The sequence below is a fragment of the Nocardia sp. 852002-20019_SCH5090214 genome (assembly GCF_001665865.1).
In the GTDB taxonomy this organism is placed as follows: domain Bacteria; phylum Actinomycetota; class Actinomycetes; order Mycobacteriales; family Mycobacteriaceae; genus Nocardia; species Nocardia nova.
The window spans coordinates 13,760-36,741 of sequence record NZ_LZMK01000012.1 but is presented as its reverse complement, the minus strand read 5'-3'; the positions used below and the strand labels follow the sequence as shown (position 1 = coordinate 36,741).

The following is a 22,982-nucleotide window of genomic DNA, read 5'->3' as shown; positions in this document are numbered from 1 at the left end:
CTGTGGCACCTTTGAAGTCGGGGCCGGTCATGACATCCGCGACTGCTGGGCTCAACCTCAGTGATTCGGTGTACGAGCGTTTGCTCCGCGACCGCATCATCTTCCTGGGCACCCAGGTCGACGACGACATCGCCAACAAGCTGTGCGCGCAGATCCTGCTGCTCACGGCCGAGGACCCGAACCGCGACATCTCGCTCTACATCAACTCGCCCGGTGGGTCGGTCACCGCGGGTATGGCCATCTACGACACCATGCAGTTCGCCGAATGCGATATCGCGACCATCTCGTTCGGCCTGGCGGCCTCGATGGGCCAGTTCCTGCTCACCGCGGGCACCAAGGGCAAGCGTTACGCGCTGCCGCACACCCGGATCATGATGCACCAGCCCTCCGCCGGCATCGGCGGCAGCGCGGCCGACATCTCGATCTACGCCGAACAGCTCGCCCACACCAAGCGGGAACTGAACGAGCTGCAGGCGTTGCACACCGGCCAGTCCGTGGAGCAGGTCACCGCCGACGCCGACCGCGACCGCTGGTTCACCGCGGCCCAGGCCCTGGAGTACGGCTTCATCGACCACGTGATCACCAATGCACGGCAGGCGAACGGCGCCGGTAACTGAGCGCGAAACCGCTCATCCCCCATCGACTTTGGAGAAGAAGATGACCCTGATCGATCCGCGTGCCGGTCTGTCCGGTATCGCACCGGCGAGCCCGCAGGCCCGCTACATTCTGCCGTCGTTCATCGAGCACTCGAGCTTCGGCGTCAAGGAGTCCAACCCCTACAACAAGCTGTTCGAGGAGCGCATCATCTTCCTCGGCGTGCAGGTGGACGACGCCTCGGCCAACGACATCATGGCGCAGCTGCTGGTGCTGGAGTCGCTGGATCCCGACCGCGACATCACGATGTACATCAACTCGCCCGGTGGTTCCTTCACCTCGCTGATGGCCATCTACGACACCATGCAGTACGTGCGTGCCGATGTCGCGACGGTCTGCCTGGGCCAGGCGGCCTCGGCGGCGGCGGTGCTGCTGGCGGCCGGCACTCCGGGTAAGCGGGCTTGCCTGCCCAACGCCCGCGTGCTGATCCACCAGCCGTCGCTGGAGGGTGGCATCCAGGGCCAGGTCTCCGATCTGGAGATCCAGGCCGCCGAGATCGAGCGCATGCGCCGGTTGATGGAGACCACGCTGGCCCGCCACACCGGCAAGGATGCCGACACCATCCGCAAGGACACCGATCGCGACAAGATCCTGACCGCCGACGAGGCCAAGGACTACGGGATCATCGACACGGTGTTCGACTACCGCAAGCTGAGCGCCCAGAAGAAGTGACCCCGCCGCGGAGCTCGCGAGCGGGCTCCGCGGACGCTGGTCCGGGCGGCGGAGCGAGGTCGGCACCGCCCGGATCGGCAGCCGGGATGGGTCGTGGCGAGCGTGTCGGGTGAGCTTTCCGACACTCTCTCCGCGAGAAACATCCTCGAGTTGTCGACCTCCGTCGCGTCGACCGGGTACGGTCGGTCTAGGGACCTTGGCTCATGGGGTGTCGGCACAAACGACCGACCCGGACGACATACGCCGAAGTGCGAGAATCCGATCGACGCGCGACACTGATCGGATGCACGGCGGGTAGCGTTGTTCGAAGGCGGCTTGTCGGCATCCGGGACAGACGGTTGCACGCGGACAAGGAAGTAGGGACCCACGAGATGGCGCGCATCGGTGATGGCGGCGATCTGCTGAAATGCTCGTTCTGCGGAAAGAGTCAGAAGCAGGTCAAGAAGCTCATTGCGGGACCAGGGGTGTACATCTGCGACGAGTGCATCGACCTCTGCAACGAGATCATCGAAGAGGAGCTGGCGGAGTCGAGTGAGGTCAAACTCGACGAGCTGCCCAAGCCGGCCGAGATCCGGGAATTCCTCGAGCAGTACGTGATCGGCCAGGATTCGGCCAAGCGCACGCTGGCGGTGGCCGTCTACAACCACTACAAGCGCATCCAGGCCGGTGACAAGGGCCGCGACAGCCGCGGCGAGCCGGTCGAGCTGATGAAGTCGAACATTCTCATGCTCGGCCCCACCGGCTGCGGTAAGACCTACCTCGCGCAGACGCTGGCCAAGATGCTCAACGTCCCCTTCGCCATCGCGGACGCCACCGCGCTGACCGAGGCCGGCTATGTCGGCGAGGACGTCGAGAACATTCTGCTCAAGCTGATCCAGGCCGCCGATTACGACGTCAAGCGGGCCGAGACCGGAATCATCTACATCGACGAAGTCGACAAGATCGCCCGCAAGAGCGAGAACCCGTCGATCACCCGTGACGTCTCCGGTGAGGGCGTGCAGCAGGCGCTGCTGAAGATCCTGGAGGGCACCCAGGCGAGCGTGCCGCCGCAGGGCGGGCGCAAGCACCCGCATCAGGAGTTCATCCAGATCGACACGACGAACGTGTTGTTCATCGTGGCCGGCGCCTTCGCCGGACTGGAGAAGATCGTGCAGGACCGGGTCGGCAAGCGCGGCATCGGTTTCGGCGCCGAGGTCCGGTCCAAGGCCGAGATCGACACCGCGGACCACTTCGCCGAGGTCATGCCGGAGGATCTGATCAAGTTCGGTCTTATCCCCGAATTCATCGGCCGCCTGCCGATGGTCGCCTCGGTGACCAACCTGGACAAGGATTCGCTGGTCCGCATCCTGTCCGAGCCGAAGAACGCTCTGGTGAAGCAGTACGTCCGGCTGTTCGAGATGGACGGTGTGGACCTGGAGTTCACCAAGGACGCGCTGGAGGCCGTGGCCGATCAAGCCATCCTGCGCGGCACCGGCGCTCGCGGTCTGCGCGCCATCATGGAAGAAGTGCTGCTGCCGGTGATGTATGACATCCCCAGCCGCGACGATGTGGCCAAGGTGGTCATCAACGCCGAGACGGTCAACGACAACGTGCTGCCGACCATCGTGCCGCGCAAGCGCCAGGCGGCCGAGCGCCGCGAGAAGTCGGCCTGACCGCCGGAGCATTTCCGAAAGCTGCGAAAGGGGCGGGAGGTCTGAACCTCCCGCCCCTTTTTCGTGCCCGCGATCCGGAATCGCTTCTCGCTCAGTCCTGCGCCCAGGGCACTCGACAGGAATCGGTGCTGAAGCCCTGCGCGGTGATGCCGAGCGCGGAATATGTTCGGGCGCGGGAATTCTCCAGCGCGATCTGGTAACTCAACTCCACCACGCCCGCGTCGCCGAAGCGGGCCCGCAGGTCCTCGATCTGCTCATCGGTGACCGTGGTGGGAGTGGCGGTCATGGCGTCGGCGTAGGCGATCGCGGCGCGCTCGTCCGCGCTGTAGGCCGCCGAGGTCTGGTAGTCCGCGATCTGCTTCAGTTTGTCGATATCGAGGTGGCTCAGCCGCATGAGCATCGTGCCGAAATCGACGCACCAGGAACAGCCGATCGTCCAGGCCACCCGGTAGACCGCGATCTCGAGAACATCGTCGGGGACGACGGAGGTGGCGCGGCCGACCAAAGACTCGTGGGCCGCGTACGCCGTGAGCATTTTCGGATGATTGGCGAGCACGGCCATCGGCTCGGGCACCTCGCCGAACCTGCGCTTGCCGACGCGGTACATGAACCGGGTCAGTGGGCCCGCCTGCTGCGGCGGCACCGGGGGGATGCGGGTGGCACTCATGATTCTCCCTTCGGAAGACGGTTCACCCCTTGGACGAGACGCCGTCCGTCGATGTGACGGGGCAGAAATGTGATGCCGGTCTCATCAATCCCGAGCGTAGTCGCGGTGAGTCAGGAAGTCATAAGCGTAGACATATGATCAGCGCCAGCATACGATAAGTTCATGACTAGTATTTCCGAACTCGATCGCAAGGCGGTCGACTACAGCGTGACGATCGTGTCGAAGGTGGCCCGTGGCGATCTGCACCGGCCCACACCCTGTGGCGAATGGGATCTGACCCAACTGCTCACCCATATGGCCGCGCAGCACCGCGGCTTCGCGGCCGCCGCGCGTGGCCACGGTGGCGATCCGGCCGTCTGGCAGCTGGATCCGCCGGCGGATCCGGTGGCGGTGTATCGCGAGGCGGCGGCCGATGTGACGGCGGCCTTCTCCGAAACCGGTGTGCTGGAAAGGGATTTCGCACTTCCGGAATTCGGGCCCGGGTTCACCGCTGCGGGCGATCAGGCCATCGGCTTCCATCTCATCGACTACGTCGTACACGGGTGGGATGTGGCCCGGGCGATCGGTCTGCCCTACGAGCTGGATCCGGAACTGGCGGAGCCCGCGCTGCGGATCGCCGAGGCGGTGCCCGACGGAGACTTTCGCTTGCAGCCGGGTTCGGCGTTCGCGCCCGCGGTGCCGAATACCGACCCCTCCGATCCGCTCGCTCGGATCCTCGGCCTGCTGGGCCGATCGCCGTCGTGGCCGGTAGGCGCGAAATAGGCGTTCGCCCAATGGAATTGCGTATCCCGGCGCCCGAGCTCCCGGCGGCGCCGGCGAAGTCGGCCGGACCGCGGCGGAAGCGGACCGGCGAGCACGTATCTTGTTCGGCATGGCGGATGCGCAGCGACCCGATCTGGCGGCGATGATCGTGCCGCTCGGACGCGCCCTGATGGCGGCCGAGCGGCCGGTACTCGAATCGCACGGGCTGACGATGTGGGCGTATTCGGTGCTGCTGGCGCTGGGCCGGGGGCCGGCGCGAGGGCAGGGCGTGCTCGCGGAGGAGATCGGCGCCGACAAGACCCGCATCATCGCCGTCCTCGACGATCTGCAGGAACGCGGGCTGATCGAGCGCTATCCGGATCCGGCCGACCGGCGGGCCCGCCTGCTGGCCGTGACCGAGGCGGGGCAGGCCCTGGTGCAGGCGGCACAGGCAGATATCCAGGCCAAGGAAGAAGCGCTGCTCGACCGCCTGGATGCGGCGGACCGGGCTGGATTCCTCAACGCCCTGATGGTGCTTGCGGTGGTTCCCCGCGCCGACATCGTCGATGCCGGCGCGGATTCGCAGTAGAAGTATCGAGTTGTGGCGGTAGCGCGTGGAGCTGGTCGGAGGCGGTGACGACCGGTTGCCCCGTCGCGCCCGTTGCCGAAGATCGCCGTTGACCTTCCGTGGTTCGCCGTTGAACCTTTTCTCCGATGCTTGCTCATCGCCGACGGGAGCGAGCCCGTTACTGCTGTTCGGAGGGCCTTTCCCGGCGGCGGCTGGGCGGTAGCTTCACCTACTACGACGGCGCGGGAACCGGATATTCATCGGCGCCGGATCGCGCAGTTGCGCGCGCTCCCGGGGTGCCGCCACGACGACGGCGGCGGCCAGTGCCGGCAGCAGCACGGCGGCGATCAGGCTGAGGGCGAAATTGCCGCCGCTCATCTGTTCCGGCTTGTGCGCGGCGTGGTAGATGAGGTGGGGAATTCCGAAGACCAGCCAGCCGATCCCGGCGACCCGGGCCACCACACTGTCGCGGTAGTACAGCGCCGCCAGGCTGACCGCGCCGAAGCCGAGGAAGAATGCCCCGACGTCGGTGGCCAGATGGTGGTTGTAGGGGCCGTCCATGCCCACCCAGTTCAGCCCGAAGCCGGGGAAACTGCGAAACCACGGTTCCGGCAGCAGTAGCGCCCAGAGTCCGACCACGACGCCGTTGATCGCCAACAGCCACAACGAGATTCTGGTGATCAACCAGCGGCGGCGATTGACGTCCAGGCGCATGCGCACCCGGACCCCCTCACCCGTGCCGTGTACCGAAATCCGCATCGCGCGCCCTCCCGTCCGCCGGTTGTCGCCTTACGGTAAGCCGGGCAAAACGGATGAACAAGAGGTGGAACGCCTACCGTGACAGCGATGCGGTCGCGGGACTCAGATCTGTTCGCTGATCAGGTCGTCGGGGCCCCAGTAGGCCCGCATGCTCATGATCCGGCCCTGCTCGTCGAATTCCATGGCGTCGATCGCCGAGAGCGTCATCCGGTGGCCGCCGGCCTCGCCGACGAGGGTGAACGAGACGGCGGCGTGATTGCCCACGATCCGGGCGGCGTGCAGCTCGGTCTTGCGCTCCATCGACTCCAGCGCCTGATAGAGCTGGCCGATGGCCTCGTGACCGTGGCGCGGGTCGCTGCCGATCGGATCCTCGACGACGGCGTCGGGCGCGTAGAGCGACAGGATCTCCGAGGTCGGACCGGTGGCCACCAACTGCACGTAGCGTTCGGCCGTTTCGCGGATCTGCTGCGCTGCCATGTGAACTCCCAAGGAAATTGAAACGTGTTCTAGTTGGCAGGGTAGCAGGGTTGCGTCGATCCGGTCGCCGGTTCGCGGCTCAGGTGCCGGTGGCCGCCGCGGGCGCGGTCTCGAGCCGGTCGACCCCGCTGTAGATGTTCATCGTGTCGCCGCGCAGGAAGCCGGCCAGCGTGAGCCCGTTGTCGGCGGCCAGGTCGACGGCCAGCGAACTGGGCGCCGAGACCGCGCCGAGGACCGGAATGCCCGCCATGACGGCCTTCTGGACGAGCTCGAACGAGGCCCGGCCGCTGACGATCAGCAGTGTGTCGTGAGCCGGTACGCGCCCTTCGCGCAGCGCCCAGCCGACCACCTTGTCCACCGCGTTGTGCCGGCCGATGTCCTCGCGTACGACCAGTGCGGTGCCGTCGGGGGTGAACAGCCCGGCCGCGTGCAGTCCGCCGGTGGCATCGAAAACCGCCTGACGCGAACGTAACTCACCGGGAAGGGTGGCCAGCAGCGTCGGATCGACGCGCGGCGCGTCGGCCGGCGGCCGGAAGCGGCTGCGCGTGCGCACCTGATCGAGCGCGGTGGTGCCGCACAACCCGCACGAACTGTTGGTCACGAATCCGCGGGGCCGGACGGTGACCGCGCGGCGCAATTGGATATCGAGCACGTTGTAGGTGTTGCGGCCGTCGTCGTCGGTGCCCGCGCAGTACCTCGCCGATACGATGTCGTCGGCCGACTCGATGATGTTCTCGCTGAACAGGAATCCGTGCAGCAGGTCGATGTCGTGGCCGGGGGTGCGCATGGTGACGGTCAGCGCCGTCCCGTCGACGCGCAGTTCCAGCGGCTCCTCCACGGCCAGCGTATCGGGCCGGGAGACGATGCCGGCGGGTGTGATGCGCCGGGTGGGTCTGCGCGCGGTTACTCTGCTCACAAGCTGCCTCGCAGTTCTGGTCGGTGCCGCCGTGCGGTCACGCGGTGATGTGGCGGTGCGGCTCCAGCCGGATCACGACCGCCTTGGACACCGGGGTGTTGGAGCGCTCGGCGACGTGGTCGAGCGGGACCAGCGGGTTGGTTTCGGGGTAATAGGCCGCGGCGTTGCCGCGCGGCGTGGCGTAGCCGACGATCCGGAAACCGGTGACCCGGCGCTCGACGCCGTCGCTGAATTCGGAGATCAGATCCACGAGATCGCCGTCGGCGAAACCGAATTCGGCGATATCGTCCGGATGCACCAGCACGACGCGGCGGGCGTTGTGAATGCCCCGATAGCGGTCGTCGAGGCCGTAGATCGTGGTGTTGTACTGGTCGTGGCTGCGCAGCGTCTGCAACAACAGCCGCCCCTGCGGGATCCGCGGCCAGTGCAGGTCGTTGACCGCGAAGTTGGCCTTGCCGGAGGCGGTGCGGAACTCGCGGTTGTCGCGGGGCGGATGTGGCAGCTGGAAACCGTTGCGGCCGCGCACCTTCCGGTTGTAGTCGGCACAGCCGGGCACCACCCGGGCGATGGCGTCGCGAATGTGGTCGTAGTCGCGCCGGAACCGCTCCCACGGCACGGGGTGATCGGGGCCGAACAACTCGGCGGCCAGCTCGCAGACGATCGCGACCTCGCTGCGCAGATCGTCGCTCACCGGCTGCAGCCGGCCCGTGGACAGATGCACCATCGACATCGAATCCTCCACCGACACCTGCTGTCTGGTCCCGTCCTGCAGATCGAGATCGGTGCGGCCGAGGGTCGGCAGAATCAGGGCGGTACGGCCGTCCACGACGTGGCTGCGGTTGAGTTTGGTCGAAATCTGCACGGTCAGCTCGCACGCGCGCAGAGCCGCCTCGGTGACCTCGGTATCCGGCGTCGCCGAGACGAAGTTGCCGCCCATGCCGATGAACACCCGGGCGCGCCCGTCGCGCATGGCGCGGATGGAATCGACCGTGTCCCAGCCGTGTTCGCGCGGGGCGGTGATACCGAATTCGGAATCCAACGCGTCGAGGAAGCTCTCGGGCATCTTCTCCCAGATGCCCATGGTCCGGTCGCCCTGCACGTTGGAATGCCCGCGTACCGGGCAGACGCCCGCGCCCGGTTTGCCGATCATGCCGCGCAGCAACAGCAGATTCGTCGCCTCCTCGATGGTGGCGACACCGTGGCGCTGCTGTGTCAGACCCATCGCCCAGCAGATGATGGTGGACTTCGAGCGGGCCAGCAGCCCGGCCGTGCGGTCGAGCTGTTCGCGGGTCAGACCCGTCGCCTCGACGACCTCGTCGAGATCGACTGCGCGCATATGCTTTTCGTATTCGGCGAATCCGGCGGTGTGCGCGTCGACGAAGACCCGGTCCACCACCGTGCCGGGTGCGCGATCCTCCGCGTCGAACAGCAGTTTCGCCAGGCCCTGGAACAGGGCCATATCGCCGCCGAGGCGGATCTGCAGGAAATCGTCGGCGATGGTGACGCCGGAGGTGAAACCCTTCACCGTCTGCGGATCCCGGAAGCCGATCAGTCCGGTCTCCGGCAGCGGATTCACCGCGATCACCGTGGCGCCGTGCGCTTTCGCGGTGCTCAGCGCCGACAGCATGCGCGGATGGTTGGTGCCGGGATTCTGTCCTGCCACGATGATCAGATCCGCGGCGGCGAAATCGTCGATCGACACCGACCCCTTGCCGATGCCGATCGACCGGGTGAGCGCCGCGCCGGAGGATTCGTGACACATGTTCGAACAGTCGGGCAGATTGTTCGTGCCGAAGCTGCGGACCAGCAGCTGATAGAGAAAGGCCGTCTCGTTGGCGGTGCGCCCGGAGGTGTAGAACACGGCCTCGTCCGGGGAGGCCAGGCCGCGCAGGGTGTCCGCGATCAGCCGATAGGCTTGCTCCCACGCGATGGGCGAGTAGTGGGTGTCGCCGGGCCGCAACACCATCGGATGGGTCAGGCGTCCCTGCTGCCCCAGCCAGTACCCGGTCTTGCCGGCGAGATCGTCCAGCGAGTGCGTGGCGAAGAACTCCGGCGTGACCGTGCGCACGGTCGCCTCCTCGGCGACGGCCTTGGCCCCGTTCTCGCAGAATTCGGCCGGGCGGCGGTGGCCGGTGGGTTCGGGCCATGCGCAGCCGGGGCAGTCGAAGCCGTGGCGCTGATTGACCCGGGTGAGGGTGCGAGCCGTGCGAACGATGCCCATCTGCTCGACGGCCCGGTCGAGGGCGACCGCGACGGCCGTGACGCCGGCGGCCTGCTCTTCCGGCGGGGTCACCGCCAGCTTGGCTTCATCGATATCGCGAGTCGGCGGTGTGCGGTGCATAGCCCCATCGTCCTCCTGCGCGTGCGGGCGCCGTCTGCGGCCCGCCGATCGCTCGACATCGACACCGCGAACCGGGCCGCGCGGCCGAGCCTACGGGGTATCGTGCCGACAGACCGTGCGGCGCCGTCGGGGATGTTCGCGCACGACAGACGGTCTCGGTGCGCGCTGCGGCGCCTACGACGAGGACGGCATCATGCACGAGACGACGATCAGCGGGCCGCCGCGGCAGCGGGTGCGCCGTCGGGCCGCCACCGTAGTGGCCGGCGGCATCCTCGGCGCCGCGGCGGTGTTCGCAGTGGCGATCCCGCAGACGGCGAACGCCGCGGTGACCAGACTCGGCGCCACCCCCGACATGAACTTCGGCATCGCCACCAATTACGGCAGCGGATGCAGTTACACGCTGCAGGCGAATGTCACCGATCCGGTCGCGCCGGTCACCTTCTACGACAACGGAGCTCCCATCGGCGTGGCGCCGCCCGGCGGCGCGTATGCGCTCATCACGTGGGTTCCGGCGGTTCCGGGGCAGCACACGCTCAGTGCGGTGCAGGCCGGCCAGCCGGCGCAGATGCCGGCGGCGACGCTCGTTCTTCCGGTCGGCACCGGCATCCACCTCGGGTATGCCTGCCTGGTCGCCGGCGGTTAGGGCTCACCCGGCGAATGAACTCCGCCCGCGCCCGGTAGCCCCGCGTCGGCGGCGAGGACGGCCAGGGCCGACTGCAGTGCGGTGCGCTGTGCGGCCGTCAAGGACCCGGTGAATTCGCGGTCGAGCCGCCGCGCCCGCTCCTCGGTCGCGGCGAGCAATGCGCGCCCGTGGTCGGTGAGGGTGAGGATCTGGCGCCGGCGGTCGTCCGGATCGCGATCGCGACGGACCGCACCGAGTCGTTCGAGATGGTCGGCCAGGGCGACGACCAGGCTGGGAGCGACGCCCAGCCGGGTCGCCAGATCCTGTTGTGAGGCGGCGACGCCGTGATCGAGAGCGACCAGCACGCCTACGTGTTTCGGCTTGAGATCCAATTCCTCGATCGCCACGGCGAACCGATCGGTCACGATCGCGCCCAGCGTGCCGAGGCGGAAGGCGATCGTCGCGGGAACCGCGGTCTTGACGTGCGTCACGCCCACGAGTATATCTTTGCCTGAATGATTCAGACTGTGAATGATTTGTGGAGAGAATTATTATGGTGGTGTTGGCTGTGGTCGCCAATTCGCTGGTGGCCGTGATTTCCGGTGTGTCGTGCCTGATCGGCCTGGCGCGACCGCGTCTGGCCCTGGCGGAGGGGGAGGAGCTGACCTCGGCGGCGACGTTCTTTCTCGGCGCCTATGCCGCGCGGGCCCTGCCGCTGAGTGTGGTGACCGTGGCCGTGCTGGTCGCGGGAGGCGAGGCGGCCACGCTGCCCGTGCTGGTGATCGCGGGTCTGGCCCAGGTGGGCGACGCGATCATCGGTGTGCGCCAACGGAATACGCCGATGGCGATCACCTGCGTCGGATTGGCGGCGGTACACCTGGCCACGGCGGTATGGCTGTTCGCGCGGTGAACGGCCATACCGCCGGGGGATGCGCTCGGTGATCTCAACCGACCCTGCTGGGAAGCTCGTGCCGCTCGAACGATGCTGTGCCACCGGCGGTTTCGTTCGCGCCGAGTTCGACCTCGTCGGCCCCGGCCTCGGGGCCTTCCGGTCGCAAGCCGAACAGGGCGGCCAGCACGGTCGCCGCACACGCGGCGGCGCCGACCCAGAACGCGACGGTGAACTGACTCTCCTGCGGCAGCGGCAGATGCGGCAGCAGTTTCGCCGTCAGCAGGGTGGTGATGATGGCGCTGGCCAGTGAACTGCCGACAGTGCGGGAGATCGAATTGATGCCGTTGGCGATTCCGCTCTGGTGGTGCGGGACGCTCGCCGCGATCAGTGCGGGCATCGCCGCGTACGCGAAGCTGATCGCGACGCCGATCACCACGCTCGCGGCGATCACCGAACCGGTCGCGTCGTGTGCCAGTGCCAGCCCGCCGAATCCGGCCGCACCGATCACGCCCGACAGGGCCAGCACGCGACGGCCGCCCAGCCGGCCGACCAGGATTCCGCCGGCCGGTGCGGCCAGCATCGACGAGAGTGTCGCGGGCAGCAGATATTCGACCGAGGCGCGCAGGATCGAGGCGCCGAATCCGTAGCCGGCCACCCGTGACGGCATCTGGGCCAGATATGACACGCCCATGAACTGCATGAACATCGCGAATCCGATGAACATGCCGGACAGATTGGTGAACAGCACCGGCCGGTGGGTGAACATCCGCAGATCGACCAGCGGGGTACGCACCCGACGCTCGGTTACCACCCAGGCCACCGCCGTCGCGACCGCGCCGGCGAAGCAGGCGATCGTACTCGCGGAGGTCCAACCCCATTCGTGCCCTTGGGAAATGGGCAGCAGCAGCAGGACCAGGAAGCCGCCGAGCGTGACCGCGCCGGGCAGGTCGACGCTGCCCGGATGCCGCTTACCCGTGGCCGGCACCGCCACCGCGGCCGCGGCCAGTGCCACCACCGACAGCACCGCGGTGAACCAGAACACGATGTGGTAGTCCGGGTCGGCCCCCTTGGTCAGCAGACCGGTCGACACCAGGCCGAGGCCGCCGCCGAAACCGAGTGTGCCGCTGACGATCGCCATCGCATGATGCAGGCGCCGAGCCGGAATCTCCTCCCGGAGGACGGCCAGGGCCAGCGGGAAGATCGCCGTCGCGACGCCCTGCAGCACCCGGCCGACCAGCAGCACGCTCAGAGAATTCGCCAGTGCCGAGACCGCGGAACCGGCCGTGGCCACCGCGAGCACGCCCAGCAGGGTGGGCTTCTTGCCGTAGAGGTCGCCGATGCGGCCCAGCAGCGGCGTGAAGACCGCGGCCGACAGCAGGGTCGCGGTGGTCACCCAGCTCACCGATGTGGTCGAGACCTGCAACTTCGTCGCGATCAGGCCCAGAATCGGCACGGCCTGAGTCTGCATGACCGTGACGATCATCGCCGCGAAGGCCAATACGCCGGTCAGCAGCGAACCTCTGCGCTCCACAGCCACCTCCAGAAAATTGAAGACCTATATGTTTGAAGACCTCAAGTATTTAAGGAGTCGTTGATAGCCGTTGTCAATCGTTTGGGTAGCATCGGAGGTATGTCACCGGACACAGCGCAGAGCCCGCTGGCATTGCTGATCGCGCGCTTCGTCTCGGCCTACCTGCAGGATTTCCTGACCGCGGCGGAGGGGCACGGGCTCACGCTGACGCAGGCCAAACTGCTGCTGGCGCTCAACGAACCGCCCGCCGAGCTACCCATGCGGGTACTGGCCGACCGGATGGCGTGCGACCCGTCGAATCTGACCGGTGTCGCCGATCGCATGGAATCGCGCGGTCTGGTCCAGCGCACGGTGAATCCCGCTGATCGGCGCGTCAAATACCTGGTGTCCACCGATGCCGGCCGTGAGCTGGCCGCGCAGATCCGCGGCTCACAGGTGCGCGCGTACAAGGCGCTGGCCGAATTGGCGCCGGAGGACGAAGAGGTGCTGCGGGAGTTGCTGGAACGTCTGGTTCCGAAACTCGAGAACGCGGATTAGCGCCGCGGCGGCACTGCTCTCAGGAGGCGAATCGTCCGCTGCGCAGCGCGCTTTCGCGGTGCTGCGGCGGAAAGCCCGGACCCAGCCGAGCCGATACTTCGGCGTGCCGCAGCGGTTCTCCGCACTGTGCGCACACCACTTCGGCGTGGGTGTCGTGCCCGCAGGTGTCGTGGTGGACGACCACCGGCGGTCCGGCTTCCGGGGCGAGCCAGCGGTCACCCCAGCGCATCATGGCCGTGAGCACCGGGAAGAAATCGCGTCCCTTGTCGGTGAGGCGGTATTCGTAGCGGACCGGACGATCCTGATAGGGGACCTTCTCCAGCATCCCCTCCTCGACCAGCCGCGTCAGGCGCTGGGTGAGGACATTGCGGCTCAGGCCCAGCGTGCGTTCGAAATCGTCGAAACGCGTTGTGCCGTAGAACGCTTCGCGCAACACCAGCGGCGTCCACCAGTCACCGATCAGATCGACCGTGCGGGCGACCGAACAGGGCCAGGTGGCGAAGGTAGTGCGCTTCATGTACCCACCGTATCGATCCGGGCGGGCACGTACTTGTGCCACGGGGTGCCGACCCATTCGTCGCGATCGTCGAAAGCTGTCAACTCGTTGGGGGCGGCCCCGCTGGTGAGGACCTCGTCCGCCTCGACGACGGACAGGCCCAGGCCGTTGGGCAGCGCCAGATGTCCGCTGCGCATGCGGTCGGTCGGCTCGACGGTCACCTGCGCACTGCCGTTGCGGGTGGTGAGCCGCACCTCGTCGCCGGAGGTCAGGCCCAGCCGGAGGGCATCGGCGGTGCTGATGCGCAGCGCGCCTGCGGGGTCGCGTTTGCGCCAGGCCGGATCGCGCATGATGGTGTTGGCGGTGAAGGCGCGCCGCTCCCCGGCGGCCAGGACGAACGGCCAATCGTGGTCCTCGTCCGGTGCGGGGAGTGCGGCCAATGCCGACAGCAGTTCCGGAACGGCGAGCCGGACTTTGCCGCCGCGCACCCGGTTCCAGGTCTCGTCGACCTCGTCGTCGGTGATGACGACGCCGTGTTCGCCGGTGAGGATCGCCTCGAACAGCCGCTCCCCGGCAGCGAGGCCGGTGCCGTAGCCGGCTCGCTCCACGCCGGCCGGGTTCTTCCGGGCGCAGGTGTAGGCGGCGCCCCACAACACCGCGGCGGCAGCGGCGCCGTCGGGCAGTGTCGGGCCGAGGGTGCGGTAGAGCAGGATCGGAGCCAGCTTCGCCTTCGCCGGATCGGCGAGGACGGCGAGAAATGCCATGGCGAAGGCCTCGCGGCCCTGGTCGAGCGCCGCGCGCAGCGGCCGGTAATCGTCCTCGGTCAGCGCCCCGGCGGCCTCGACGAGCCGGGCGTGAATCTCGGGTTCGGCGAGGACGCCGGGCGGAGCCGCAAGCACCGGATGCCTGAGGTGGAAGATGTTGCGAGGGAATTCGAAGTTGAAGAAGGTCGCCTCGTACTTCTCGAACTGGGTCGGCGCGGGCAGGACGTAGTCGGCGGCGCGAGCGGTTTCGGTCATCGCCACGTCGATGACGACCACCAGTTCCAGCGCCGCGAGTGCGTCGCGCATCCGGGCCGAATCCGCCAGTGAGTGAACGGGATTGGCGCTCTCGACGATCATCGCCCGATAGCGGGCGGGATGGTCGGTCAGAATCTCCTCGGTGATCACGTTGCACGGCACCAGTCCGCTGATGATGCGCGCGCCCACGACCGGGCTGCGCGGCCCGGCGTCGGCGGGATGGCCGCGATCGTGCCCGATCGCCGCCATTCCGGAGAAGGCGTACTGCGTCCCGGGCTTGCCGAGGTTTCCGGTGAGCAGCCAGAGCAGTTTCTCGACGTAGCTGACCAGTGTCGAGTGGCGGTTCATCTGGACGCCGAGGTCCTCGAGCGCGGCGACCGAGTCCGCCGCTGCCATGCGGTGAGTCGCCGCGGTGACCAGGCCGATCTCGACATCGGCCAGGGCGCAGTACTCCTCGATCGGCACCGTGCGCAGCACCGCCGCCACCTCGTCGAAACCTTCGGTGCGCGCGGCCAGCCAGTCATGGTCGACCAGGTCGTCGCGGATCAGGATCGCCGCCATCGCCGCCAGCAGATAGATGTCGGTGCCGGGGCGCAGTTGCAGATGGAAATCGGCCAGTTCGGCGGTCTCGGTGCGGACCGGGTCGAGCACGACGATCGAGCGCTGCGGATCGCGCGCGATCTCCTTCAGTACCGAGCGGGCGCGCGGGAAACCGTGGGACTGATAGGGATTCTTACCGATGAACAGCGCCACCTCGGCATGTTCGACGTCCGAGCGGACCGGATGGCCGGTCATCCGCGCGCCGACCCAGAAGTCGCCGGTCTTCTCCTGGGCCAGCGCGCTGGATCGATAACGCATGCCGTAGGCGGCCATGGTGGCCGGAGCGTAGGCGCCGCCGAGATGATTGCCCTGGCCGCCGCCACCGTAGTAGAAGATCGATTCGCCGCCGTATTCGGCGCCGATCTCGCGCAGACGCGCGGAGATCTCCGAAATAGCGGTGTCCCAATCGATTTCGGTGAACGATCCGTCGGCGTTGCGGCGCAGCGGCGCGGTGAGGCGGCCGGTGCGCCCGTTCTGGTACCGATCCAGTTGCAGAGCCTTGTTGCAGGTGTAGCCCGCCGAGGAAGGATGCAGCTTGTCGCCGCGAATCTTGTCGAAGCTGCGGCCGTCGGCGCCCAGCAGCACCTGGATGCCGCAATTGCACTCGCACAGGATGCATGCCGTCGGATGCCAGTCGGTCATGAGAGCAGCGTAGAAGAGTTAGTTCACAAACGCTACCCACAAATCGGGCCGACTGCCGCTGGATCGTGCCAGGCTTGGACCGGGGCCGATGAGTTTGTCCGTCCGGCGCCGTCGTACCGGTGAGAGAACGCAATCCCATCCAGAGGAGCGATCATGTCCTACACCTTCGAACCCGGAGATCCGTGCTGGATCGAGTTGTTCACCGCCGACACCGATCGAGCCGTCGATTTCTACGGCGAGCTGTTCGGCTGGACCGCCGAGAGCGATGAGCAGTACGGCGGGTACATCACCTTCCGCAAGGACGGCAATGCCGTCGCCGGCGGGATGCGCAACGACGGCACCGACGGTGCGCCCGATCAGTGGACCGTGTATCTGACCAGCGTCGATGTCCATGCCACCGCTGCCTCCGCCGCCGAGCACGGCGGCCGGGTCGTGGTGGAACCGATGGCCATCGGCGACGTGGGCAGTATGGCCGTTCTCACCGATCCGTCCGGTGCGGGCGTCGGTGCGTGGCAGCCCGGCGTCCACCGCGGTTTCGGTTCCTTCGGCGTCGCCGGTGGCGGCAACTGGAGCGGGCACGTCGGGTACCCGTCGTGGTTCGAACTGCACACACCGGCCTATGCCGAGGCGTTGACGTTCTACCGCGAGGTGTTCGGCTGGCGCGATCCCTTCACCGTCGGTGATTCGCCCGAGTTCCGTTACACGACAATTCATTCCGCGACGCCGATGCTCGGTGGCGTGATGGACTCGGCGGCGTATCTGCCCGCGGGATCTCCCGGCGGGTGGCGCGTCTACATCGGCGCCGAGGACGTCGATGCGACGGTGAAGCAGGCGGTGAGCCTGGGGGGTTCGGTCGAATCCGAGCCCGAGAACACGCCGTACGGACGGTTGGCCGCGCTGCGCGATCCGAGCGGTGTCGCGTTCAGCGTGGGTGGTAACGCGTCCTGACATTTCATTACCCGTCCGGTAATCGCGCCGGGGGAATGGTCGTCGCTACCGTCGAGGTTGTCCCGAGCGGTCGGGAACGCGGTACGAGATGTGGGAGCGATGATGTCGGACGAACGGGCGCTGGTGATCGGCGGCGGTGGGGTGGCGGGTATCGCCTGGGCGAACGGCGTGATCGCCGGGTTGGCCGATGCGGGCATCGATCTCACCGCCGCCGATGTGTACATCGGCACGTCGGCGGGCGCCAATGTGGCGGCACAGCTGACCAGCGGGCTGACCCCGGAGGAGCTGTTCCGCCGCCAGATCGACCCGGCGCTGCAGAGCGCCGAGATCGTGCCGGAGGGCAATCCGCTCGAGGGGGTGTGGGAGACGATCAACCAGATCATCACCGAGAGCGACGGCGATATGGCCGTGGCGCGGCGGCGACTCGGCAACCTCGCCCTGGCGACCGATACCGTGCCGGAATCCGCCCGGCGCGCGGTGATCGAATCGCGGCTGCCGGTGCACGAATGGCCCCGGCAGCGGCTGCTGATCACCGCCGTCGACGCCGGCACGGGTGAACCGCGCGTGTTCGATCGCGACTCCGGGGTCGCGCTGGTCGACGCGGTGACAGCCAGTTCGGCGGTGCCGCTGGTCTGGCCGCCGCACACCGTCGACGGCGTGCGCTATACCGATGGTGGCGTGCGGACCAGTGTCAATGCCGATCTGGCGGCCGGATTCGACCGGGTGCTGATCATTGCGCCGCTGCCCGATCCGGCGCTGGACGGTGAGATCGCGGGACTCATCGAACGGGGCGCGCGGGTGGAATCGATCGTCCCCGACGAGGCCGCGATCGCCGCCTTCGGGGCGAATCCGCTCGACACCGCCTCCCGCGTGCCGTCGGCGCATGCCGGTCGGGTGCAGGGAAAGTCGGCGGCAGCGCGGATCGCCGAACTGTGGGGCTAGGCGGCGTTTCGGGGTCTTGACCCGCAGCGCCGACGTCACGAACCGATTCCGCGGTGAGCGGCTCGGTATGTGATCCGCCTCGGGATCGGCGCGCAGCCGTCCCGGTACGATGTCACGACGGGCTGCGGTCGTTCAGGCCCGGCTGGCGGCGAGTGCCTCCTGTGCGGCCGGAAGGGCTGCGGCTCGGTCACTGTCGACGAGGCCGATCCGGGTGCGTCGATCGAGCAGGTCGCTCTCGTCCAGCGCGCACTCATGAGTTGCCGCATAAGCGAATTCGGCGCGCAGGACGTCGATACCGGGTGCGACCGGTTCGGCGAGGCCCGGATTGTCCCGCAGTGCGGCGAGCACCTGGGTGGCCTGATCTCCGTATCGTTCGACCAGCACCCCGGGTGCCGCGATCCGGTCGCGTGAGCGTCCGGACACCGCTCCTACCAACGGAATTCGCTTGGTCCGGCAGGGGGCGGCGGACAGGCCGGCGGCGGCTACGGCGGCATCGACCGCATCCTCGGCCATCTGCCGGTAGGTGGTCAGCTTGCCGCCGACGATGGTGATCGGGCCGCCGGGGGAGTGCAGGACCGCGTGCTCCCGCGAGATGTCGGCGGTGGAATCCTCGGCGGTGCGCAGCAGTGGCCGCAGGCCGGCGAACGACCCGCGGATATCGCTGCGCCGCAACGGTTCCCGCAACACGGTGTTCACCGTGTCGAGCAGGAAATCGACCTCGGAGTCGGTGGGCTTCGGTTCGTCCGGAACCGGGCCGGGTGCGTCCTCGTCGGTCAGGCCCAGATAGACGCGGCCGTGCGCGGCCGGGAAGGCGAAGACGAAACGGCTGGTGCTGCCCGGAATCGGCACGGTCAGCGAGGCGGTGAGCCCGCCGAAGGCCGCGGCGTCGAAGACCAGGTGGGTGCCGCGGCTGGGCCGCAACTCGATGCTCGGATCGACCTGGTCGGCCCACACCCCGGCCGCGTTGATCACCGAATGTGCTCGTACGGACAGGGTTTCACCGGTCAGCACATCGTGCAGGACCGCGGACTCACCGGTCACCTGCTCGGCGCGTACCCGGGTGAGCACGGTCGCGCCGTGCGCCGCGGCGGTGCGCGCGATCGTCACCACCAGTCGCGCGTCGTCGACGAGCTGGCCGTCCCAGGCCGTCATCCCGCCGCGCAACCCGGCGCGGCGCAGTGTCGGCGCCAGCCGCAGCGCTTCGGCCGCGGCGACCCGGCGCGATCGCGGCAATATCCTCGGCGAGGTTCCGGCGCTGCGCCGCAGCACATCTCCGGCCAGGAAGCCCGCGCGGACCAGCAGTCGCTGCGGCAGGGAACCGCCGGAGAACGACGGAACCAGCTGCGGAATCGAGCGAGTCAGGTGAGGTGCGGTGGTGGTGAGCAGGATGTCGCGTTCCACCGCGCTCTCGTGGGCGATTCCGACCCCGCCGGAGGCCAGATAGCGCAATCCGCCGTGGACGAGTTTCGAACTCCACCGGCTGGTCCCGAAGGCCAGATCGTGGGCCTCCACCAGGACGGTTCGCAAGCCGCGAGCGGCCGCGTCCAACGCCACCCCCGCACCGGTGACGCCGCCGCCGACGACCAGGACGTCGATGCGGTCCGCATCGCCGAGCGCCTGCAGTTCACGGCCGCGGCGGGCGGCGTTGAGTGCCGAATCTCCCGCGGTGTCGCCGAGCCCGTGGCCCGCCGTCGATGCGCTCTCGTCGAGCATGCGCTGTCTCGCTCTCTGTTTTCGGGACTAGTCGGTATCGGGACGCAGGTACCGGTCGACGACGCGGGCGAGCTCGACATCGAGCCCGGCGTCGTCGAGCAGATGGCTGACCGTGCTCGCCGACTGCACGGTGGACTGGCCGATCAGCAGCAGCATGGTGGCCAGGTGGTCGGGATCGCCGGCGCGGATGGAACCGTCGCGTTGTCCCTCGCGCACAGCGGTCGAGAACACCTGGATCAATTGCCGCTGGTTGCGGCCGAGCCGGCCGAACACGTAGGTCAGCATCAGGTCGGTGTCGATGCGGAAGATCTTGGCGAACAACGGGTTCGAGCGAATCTCGGCCGCGCCCGAGACGATGCCCTCCACCAGGCGCGCGCGGGCCGGACCTTCGGTGGGAATGCTCGCCGCCACGATCTCGCTGAGCTCCCGGACCAGCAGCTCGGCGATCAGCGACCGGGTGTCGGGCCAGCGCCGGTACACCGTGGGGCGACTGACGCCGGCGCGCCGGGCGACTTCACTCAGCGTGGTCCGGCGTACACCGAACTCCTCGACACAGGCGCGTCCCGCCTCCAGGATCGCCAGGTCGATGGCCGGCACTTCGCTGTCGGGGCCGGGGGATTCGTTGGGCTCCATCAACAACTCACCAATCGATCCGTATTCGTCAACTACGTTCATGTTCGTTACTGCTTGACAGTCTATGTCAGACTGTAACGCATGGTCGACACGCGACAGGACACATCGGCAGTACAACCGGAAAACTCGACGCCGGGCGAGTCGTCCGATCGCCCGAGTATGGTCTGGGATGCCTGGGGCATCGCCTCGGCGCATGCGCCGCTTCCGGACCGGATCCGGACCCTGGTGGCGCAGGTGTTCGGAGTGTCCGGAGACCCGGTGGCCCGTCGTGATGAGGGCGACGTGCCGCTGCGGGAATCCGGCTTGACGGCCGCGCATCGAGCGGGGCTGTCGGCGGTGGTCGGTGCGGATCGAGTGTCGACCGACCACCGCGACCGGTTGTTGCACGCGGGCGGCAAGAGCACCCCCGACCTGCTGCGCCGCCGCGCCGAAGCGCCGCAGGACGCACCCGACGCCGTCGTCTTTCCCGCCGACCACGACCAGGTGCTGGCCGTTCTGGCCTACTGCGCCGAGCAGGCCGTCGCGGTCGTCCCCTTCGGCGGCGGCACCAGTGTGGTGGGCGGGGTGGAACCCGCGCGGGGTCGCTTCGCCACCGTGATCGCGCTGGATCTGCGGCGCCTCGACGGACTGTCCGACGTCGACCCGGTGAGCGGTACCGCGACCCTGGGCGCCGGGCTGACCGGACCGCAGGCGGAGAAGCTGCTCGCCGGCCACGGCCTGTCGCTCGGGCATTTCCCGCAGAGCTTCGAATACGCGAGCATCGGCGGCTTCGCGGCCACCCGATCCTCGGGCCAGGCCTCGGCCGGCTACGGCCGCTTCGACGACATGATCATGCGCCTGAAGGTCGCAACACCCACGGGCACAGTCGATCTCGGTCGTGCGCCCGCCTCGGCCGCCGGACCCGATCTGCGCGAGTTGTTCGCCGGATCCGAGGGCACGCTCGGTGTCATCACCGAGGTGACGCTGCGGGTGCATCCGATTCCGGAGACCACCGCCTATCAGGCGTGGTCGTTCCCGGACTTCGTCACCGGGGCCGCCGCGCTGCGCGCCGTGGTACAGAACGGCGCGGCGCCGACCGTGCTGCGCCTGTCCGACGAGGCCGAGACCGGGCTCAATCTGGCCCGTTCCGGTGATATCGGCGGGGCGTCGGTCGGTGGCTGCCTGGCCGTCACCACGTTCGAGGGCACCGCGGCCCATGTGGCCGCGCGGAGTGCCGAGGCCTCGGCACTGCTCGCCGCGGCCGGCGGCACCGCACTCGGTGAACAGCCGGCGCGGGAATGGGAACACGGCCGTTTCGCCGCGCCGTATCTGCGCGATGCGCTGCTCGACATCGGCGTGCTGTGCGAAACGCTCGAGACGGCGACCAGCTGGTCGAATGTCGAGCGGCTCAAGGCAGCGGTCACCGCCGCACTCACCGAATCGCTCGGCGCACAGGGCACTCCCGCGATGGTGATGTGCCATATCTCGCATACCTACCCGACCGGTGCCTCGCTGTATTTCACCGTCGTCGCCAAACAGGCCGACGATCCGCTGGCGCAGTGGGCGCTGGCCAAACGCGCCGTCGGTGACGCCATAGCCGGAAACGGTGGCACCATCACCCACCACCACGCCGTCGGCGCCGACCACCGGCCGTGGATGTCGGCCGAGATCGGCGACCTGGGCGCGCGCATCCTGCGCGCGGTCAAGGACGCCGTCGACCCGACGGGAATCCTCAACCCGGGCAAGCTGATTCCATGACCGCCATCCGATCGGTCGCGCTGGTGACCAACCCGCACTCCGGCCACGGCCGGGGACTGGCCGCGGCCGCCGCGGCCGCCGCCCGCTTCGCCGAACGCGGTGTGCGGGTACGCGAGATCCGCGGTGCCGACGCCGCGGAAACCGTTCGCCTGATCCGGGATTCGGTGCGGGGTCCCGAGTGTCCCGACGCAGTCGTCTGCGCGGGCGGTGACGGACTGGTCTGCGTCACGCTGCAGGCCATCGCCTCGACCGGGGTGCCGCTGGGGCTGCTGCCCGGTGGGACCGGAAACGACCTGGCCCGGGAGCTGGGCGTGCCCGACGACGATCCGCGCGCCGCGGCCGATATCGTGCTCGGCGGTTCCGTGCGCACCATCGACCTCGGCGCGATCGAATCCCGGCCCGACCCCGAGCACGCTCAGGGGTGGGCGGCCGGCATCGAACCCGCGATCGCGCATCGGCCCATGCGATTCGCCACCGTCGCCGGCACCGGCTTCGACGCGCGAGTGACCTTGCGCGCCAACAGCATGCGCCGGCCGAAGGGCTCGCTGCGGTACTCCTTCGCCGCCGTGCCGGAACTGCTCGGGCAACTCGGGGTGCCCTACCGCATCGAACTGTCCGGCGAGCCGGGTTCGGCCGGTGATCGCGTCTTCGAGACCGAGGCCGTGATGGTGGCGGTCGGCAACACCCGGACCTACGGCGGGGGCATGCTCATCTGCCCCGACGCGATCGTCGACGACGGCCTGCTCGACCTGACCGTGGTCGGCGCCATGTCGCGGCTGCAGATGGTCCGTCTGCTCCCGGCGCTGGCCGCCGGCAAGCGCGTCGATCATCCGGCGGTCGGGCACTATCGGGCCCGGACCATCACCCTCACCGCCGCGGTACCGGCGACCGCCGACGGCGACCCGGCGGGACTGCTACCGGCTACCTTCCGCGCCGAACCCGGAGCGCTGGCGATACTCGTGCCGTGACCCGCCGCGCGCAGGCGGGGCGCGGCCTCCGCATCTCGGCGGGGAATCTGCGAGCATGCTGAGTGGCAAACCCGCACCTGCACAACGGATTCGGGCAAAAGCTGAGAATTGCATATGGATTGGTGTATTGCGCCGATCCGGGCGGTAGTCTCGAAGACGTGGGCGGGGTTTTCGGTGTCCCTCATCCGCCGAAAACCCCGCCCTACATCTTTCTCCGGTGCCGTGTGCAGGGCCCTGTCGAGTGCTCCTGCTCAA

Annotated in this window: 23 protein-coding genes; 12 read left to right on the top strand and 11 right to left on the bottom strand. The window is 68.3% G+C overall.

The features are described from left to right. Positions 1-29: 29 nt before the first annotated feature. From A5780_RS01170 to clpX, 3 genes are all read left to right on the top strand, one after another. Positions 30-617 carry an ATP-dependent Clp protease proteolytic subunit gene (locus tag A5780_RS01170; protein ID WP_062962776.1) on the top strand — a complete coding sequence of 196 codons (588 nt, stop codon included), beginning with the start codon at positions 30-32 and terminating at the stop codon, positions 615-617. Positions 618-657: 40 nt separating this feature from the next. Next, positions 658-1,326 carry an ATP-dependent Clp protease proteolytic subunit gene (locus A5780_RS01165; protein ID WP_062962775.1) on the top strand — a complete coding sequence of 223 codons (669 nt, stop codon included), beginning with the start codon at positions 658-660 and terminating at the stop codon, positions 1,324-1,326. A gap of 371 nt (positions 1,327-1,697) precedes the next feature. Then, positions 1,698-2,978: an ATP-dependent Clp protease ATP-binding subunit ClpX gene (clpX, locus tag A5780_RS01160; protein WP_063001068.1), complete on the top strand. Its 1,281-nt coding sequence runs from the start codon at positions 1,698-1,700 to the stop codon at positions 2,976-2,978. A 91-nt stretch (positions 2,979-3,069) separates the two neighbouring features. Here the strand turns inward: clpX and A5780_RS01155 are convergent, their stop codons facing one another. Beyond that, a complete protein-coding gene (locus A5780_RS01155) occupies positions 3,070-3,645 on the bottom strand; it encodes a carboxymuconolactone decarboxylase family protein (protein ID WP_063018945.1) in 576 nt (191 codons plus the stop codon). A 162-nt stretch (positions 3,646-3,807) separates the two neighbouring features. Between A5780_RS01155 and A5780_RS01150 the strand changes: the two genes are divergently transcribed. Both A5780_RS01150 and A5780_RS01145 read left to right on the top strand, forming a co-directional pair. Beyond that, positions 3,808-4,407, top strand: a complete 600-nt coding sequence (locus tag A5780_RS01150) for a TIGR03086 family metal-binding protein (RefSeq protein ID WP_063018947.1) — start codon at positions 3,808-3,810, stop codon at positions 4,405-4,407. A gap of 109 nt (positions 4,408-4,516) precedes the next feature. Then, positions 4,517-4,975, top strand: a complete 459-nt coding sequence (locus A5780_RS01145) for a MarR family winged helix-turn-helix transcriptional regulator (protein ID WP_063018949.1) — start codon at positions 4,517-4,519, stop codon at positions 4,973-4,975. A 204-nt stretch (positions 4,976-5,179) separates the two neighbouring features. Here the strand turns inward: A5780_RS01145 and A5780_RS01140 are convergent, their stop codons facing one another. The 4 genes from A5780_RS01140 to A5780_RS01125 all read right to left on the bottom strand — a co-directional run bounded on the left by A5780_RS01140 (position 5,180) and on the right by A5780_RS01125 (position 9,447). Further along, complete coding sequence (locus A5780_RS01140) at positions 5,180-5,713, bottom strand: hypothetical protein (protein ID WP_064907499.1); 534 nt, start codon at positions 5,711-5,713, stop codon at positions 5,180-5,182. Positions 5,714-5,815: 102 nt separating this feature from the next. Next, entirely contained in the window at positions 5,816-6,190 is a 375-nt protein-coding gene (locus A5780_RS01135; RefSeq protein ID WP_064907498.1) for a nuclear transport factor 2 family protein, read from the bottom strand. A gap of 79 nt (positions 6,191-6,269) precedes the next feature. After that, complete coding sequence (fdhD, locus tag A5780_RS01130; protein ID WP_063018955.1) at positions 6,270-7,106, bottom strand: formate dehydrogenase accessory sulfurtransferase FdhD; 837 nt, start codon at positions 7,104-7,106, stop codon at positions 6,270-6,272. Between the two features lie 37 nt (positions 7,107-7,143). Continuing rightward, complete coding sequence (locus A5780_RS01125; protein ID WP_064907497.1) at positions 7,144-9,447, bottom strand: FdhF/YdeP family oxidoreductase; 2,304 nt, start codon at positions 9,445-9,447, stop codon at positions 7,144-7,146. 193 nt (positions 9,448-9,640) lie between these two features. Between A5780_RS01125 and A5780_RS01120 the strand changes: the two genes are divergently transcribed. Continuing rightward, positions 9,641-10,090: a hypothetical protein gene (locus tag A5780_RS01120; protein ID WP_146098774.1), complete on the top strand. Its 450-nt coding sequence runs from the start codon at positions 9,641-9,643 to the stop codon at positions 10,088-10,090. On the opposite strand, the gene A5780_RS01115 is transcribed toward A5780_RS01120, so the two are convergent. Then, entirely contained in the window at positions 10,087-10,560 is a 474-nt protein-coding gene (locus A5780_RS01115; RefSeq protein WP_064907510.1) for a MarR family winged helix-turn-helix transcriptional regulator, read from the bottom strand. The two genes, A5780_RS01120 and A5780_RS01115, sit on opposite strands and share 4 nt — an antisense overlap. A gap of 62 nt (positions 10,561-10,622) precedes the next feature. On the opposite strand from A5780_RS01115, the gene A5780_RS01110 reads away from it, so the two are divergent. Then, entirely contained in the window at positions 10,623-10,979 is a 357-nt protein-coding gene (locus A5780_RS01110) for a hypothetical protein (protein ID WP_063017677.1), read from the top strand. Between the two features lie 34 nt (positions 10,980-11,013). On the opposite strand, the gene A5780_RS01105 is transcribed toward A5780_RS01110, so the two are convergent. After that, the gene (locus tag A5780_RS01105) at positions 11,014-12,492 is read right to left on the bottom strand and encodes an MFS transporter (RefSeq protein WP_227462927.1); all 1,479 of its coding nucleotides are present in this window, start codon (positions 12,490-12,492) and stop codon (positions 11,014-11,016) included. Between the two features lie 99 nt (positions 12,493-12,591). On the opposite strand from A5780_RS01105, the gene A5780_RS01100 reads away from it, so the two are divergent. Beyond that, positions 12,592-13,029 (top strand): MarR family winged helix-turn-helix transcriptional regulator, encoded by a 438-nt coding sequence (locus tag A5780_RS01100; RefSeq protein WP_030512732.1) that lies wholly within the window; start codon positions 12,592-12,594, stop codon positions 13,027-13,029. A 19-nt stretch (positions 13,030-13,048) separates the two neighbouring features. Here A5780_RS01100 and A5780_RS01095 read toward each other — a convergent pair whose 3' ends face one another. Together A5780_RS01095 and A5780_RS01090 are read right to left on the bottom strand one after the other, a co-directional pair. Continuing rightward, on the bottom strand, positions 13,049-13,546 hold the full coding sequence (locus A5780_RS01095) for a helix-turn-helix domain-containing protein (RefSeq protein WP_030512733.1): 498 nt from the start codon (positions 13,544-13,546) through the stop codon (positions 13,049-13,051). Next, positions 13,543-15,786 carry a molybdopterin-dependent oxidoreductase gene (locus A5780_RS01090; RefSeq protein ID WP_064907495.1) on the bottom strand — a complete coding sequence of 748 codons (2,244 nt, stop codon included), beginning with the start codon at positions 15,784-15,786 and terminating at the stop codon, positions 13,543-13,545. Before A5780_RS01090 ends, A5780_RS01095 begins: the two co-directional genes overlap by 4 nt. Before the next feature lie 153 nt (positions 15,787-15,939). Between A5780_RS01090 and A5780_RS01085 the strand changes: the two genes are divergently transcribed. Together A5780_RS01085 and A5780_RS01080 are read left to right on the top strand one after the other, a co-directional pair. Next, positions 15,940-16,734, top strand: a complete 795-nt coding sequence (locus tag A5780_RS01085) for a VOC family protein (RefSeq protein ID WP_064907494.1) — start codon at positions 15,940-15,942, stop codon at positions 16,732-16,734. Between the two features lie 99 nt (positions 16,735-16,833). Beyond that, positions 16,834-17,676: a patatin-like phospholipase family protein gene (locus A5780_RS01080; protein ID WP_342749139.1), complete on the top strand. Its 843-nt coding sequence runs from the start codon at positions 16,834-16,836 to the stop codon at positions 17,674-17,676. A 132-nt stretch (positions 17,677-17,808) separates the two neighbouring features. Here A5780_RS01080 and A5780_RS01075 read toward each other — a convergent pair whose 3' ends face one another. Then, entirely contained in the window at positions 17,809-19,389 is a 1,581-nt protein-coding gene (locus A5780_RS01075; RefSeq protein ID WP_064907493.1) for a glycerol-3-phosphate dehydrogenase/oxidase, read from the bottom strand. A gap of 27 nt (positions 19,390-19,416) precedes the next feature. Further along, positions 19,417-20,064 (bottom strand): TetR/AcrR family transcriptional regulator, encoded by a 648-nt coding sequence (locus tag A5780_RS01070; protein ID WP_227462926.1) that lies wholly within the window; start codon positions 20,062-20,064, stop codon positions 19,417-19,419. A 117-nt stretch (positions 20,065-20,181) separates the two neighbouring features. On the opposite strand from A5780_RS01070, the gene A5780_RS01065 reads away from it, so the two are divergent. Together A5780_RS01065 and A5780_RS01060 are read left to right on the top strand one after the other, a co-directional pair. After that, complete coding sequence (locus A5780_RS01065) at positions 20,182-21,759, top strand: FAD-binding oxidoreductase (RefSeq protein WP_064907508.1); 1,578 nt, start codon at positions 20,182-20,184, stop codon at positions 21,757-21,759. Further along, positions 21,756-22,727: a diacylglycerol kinase family protein gene (locus A5780_RS01060; protein ID WP_064907492.1), complete on the top strand. Its 972-nt coding sequence runs from the start codon at positions 21,756-21,758 to the stop codon at positions 22,725-22,727. Before A5780_RS01065 ends, A5780_RS01060 begins: the two co-directional genes overlap by 4 nt. Positions 22,728-22,982: the final 255 nt, after the last annotated feature.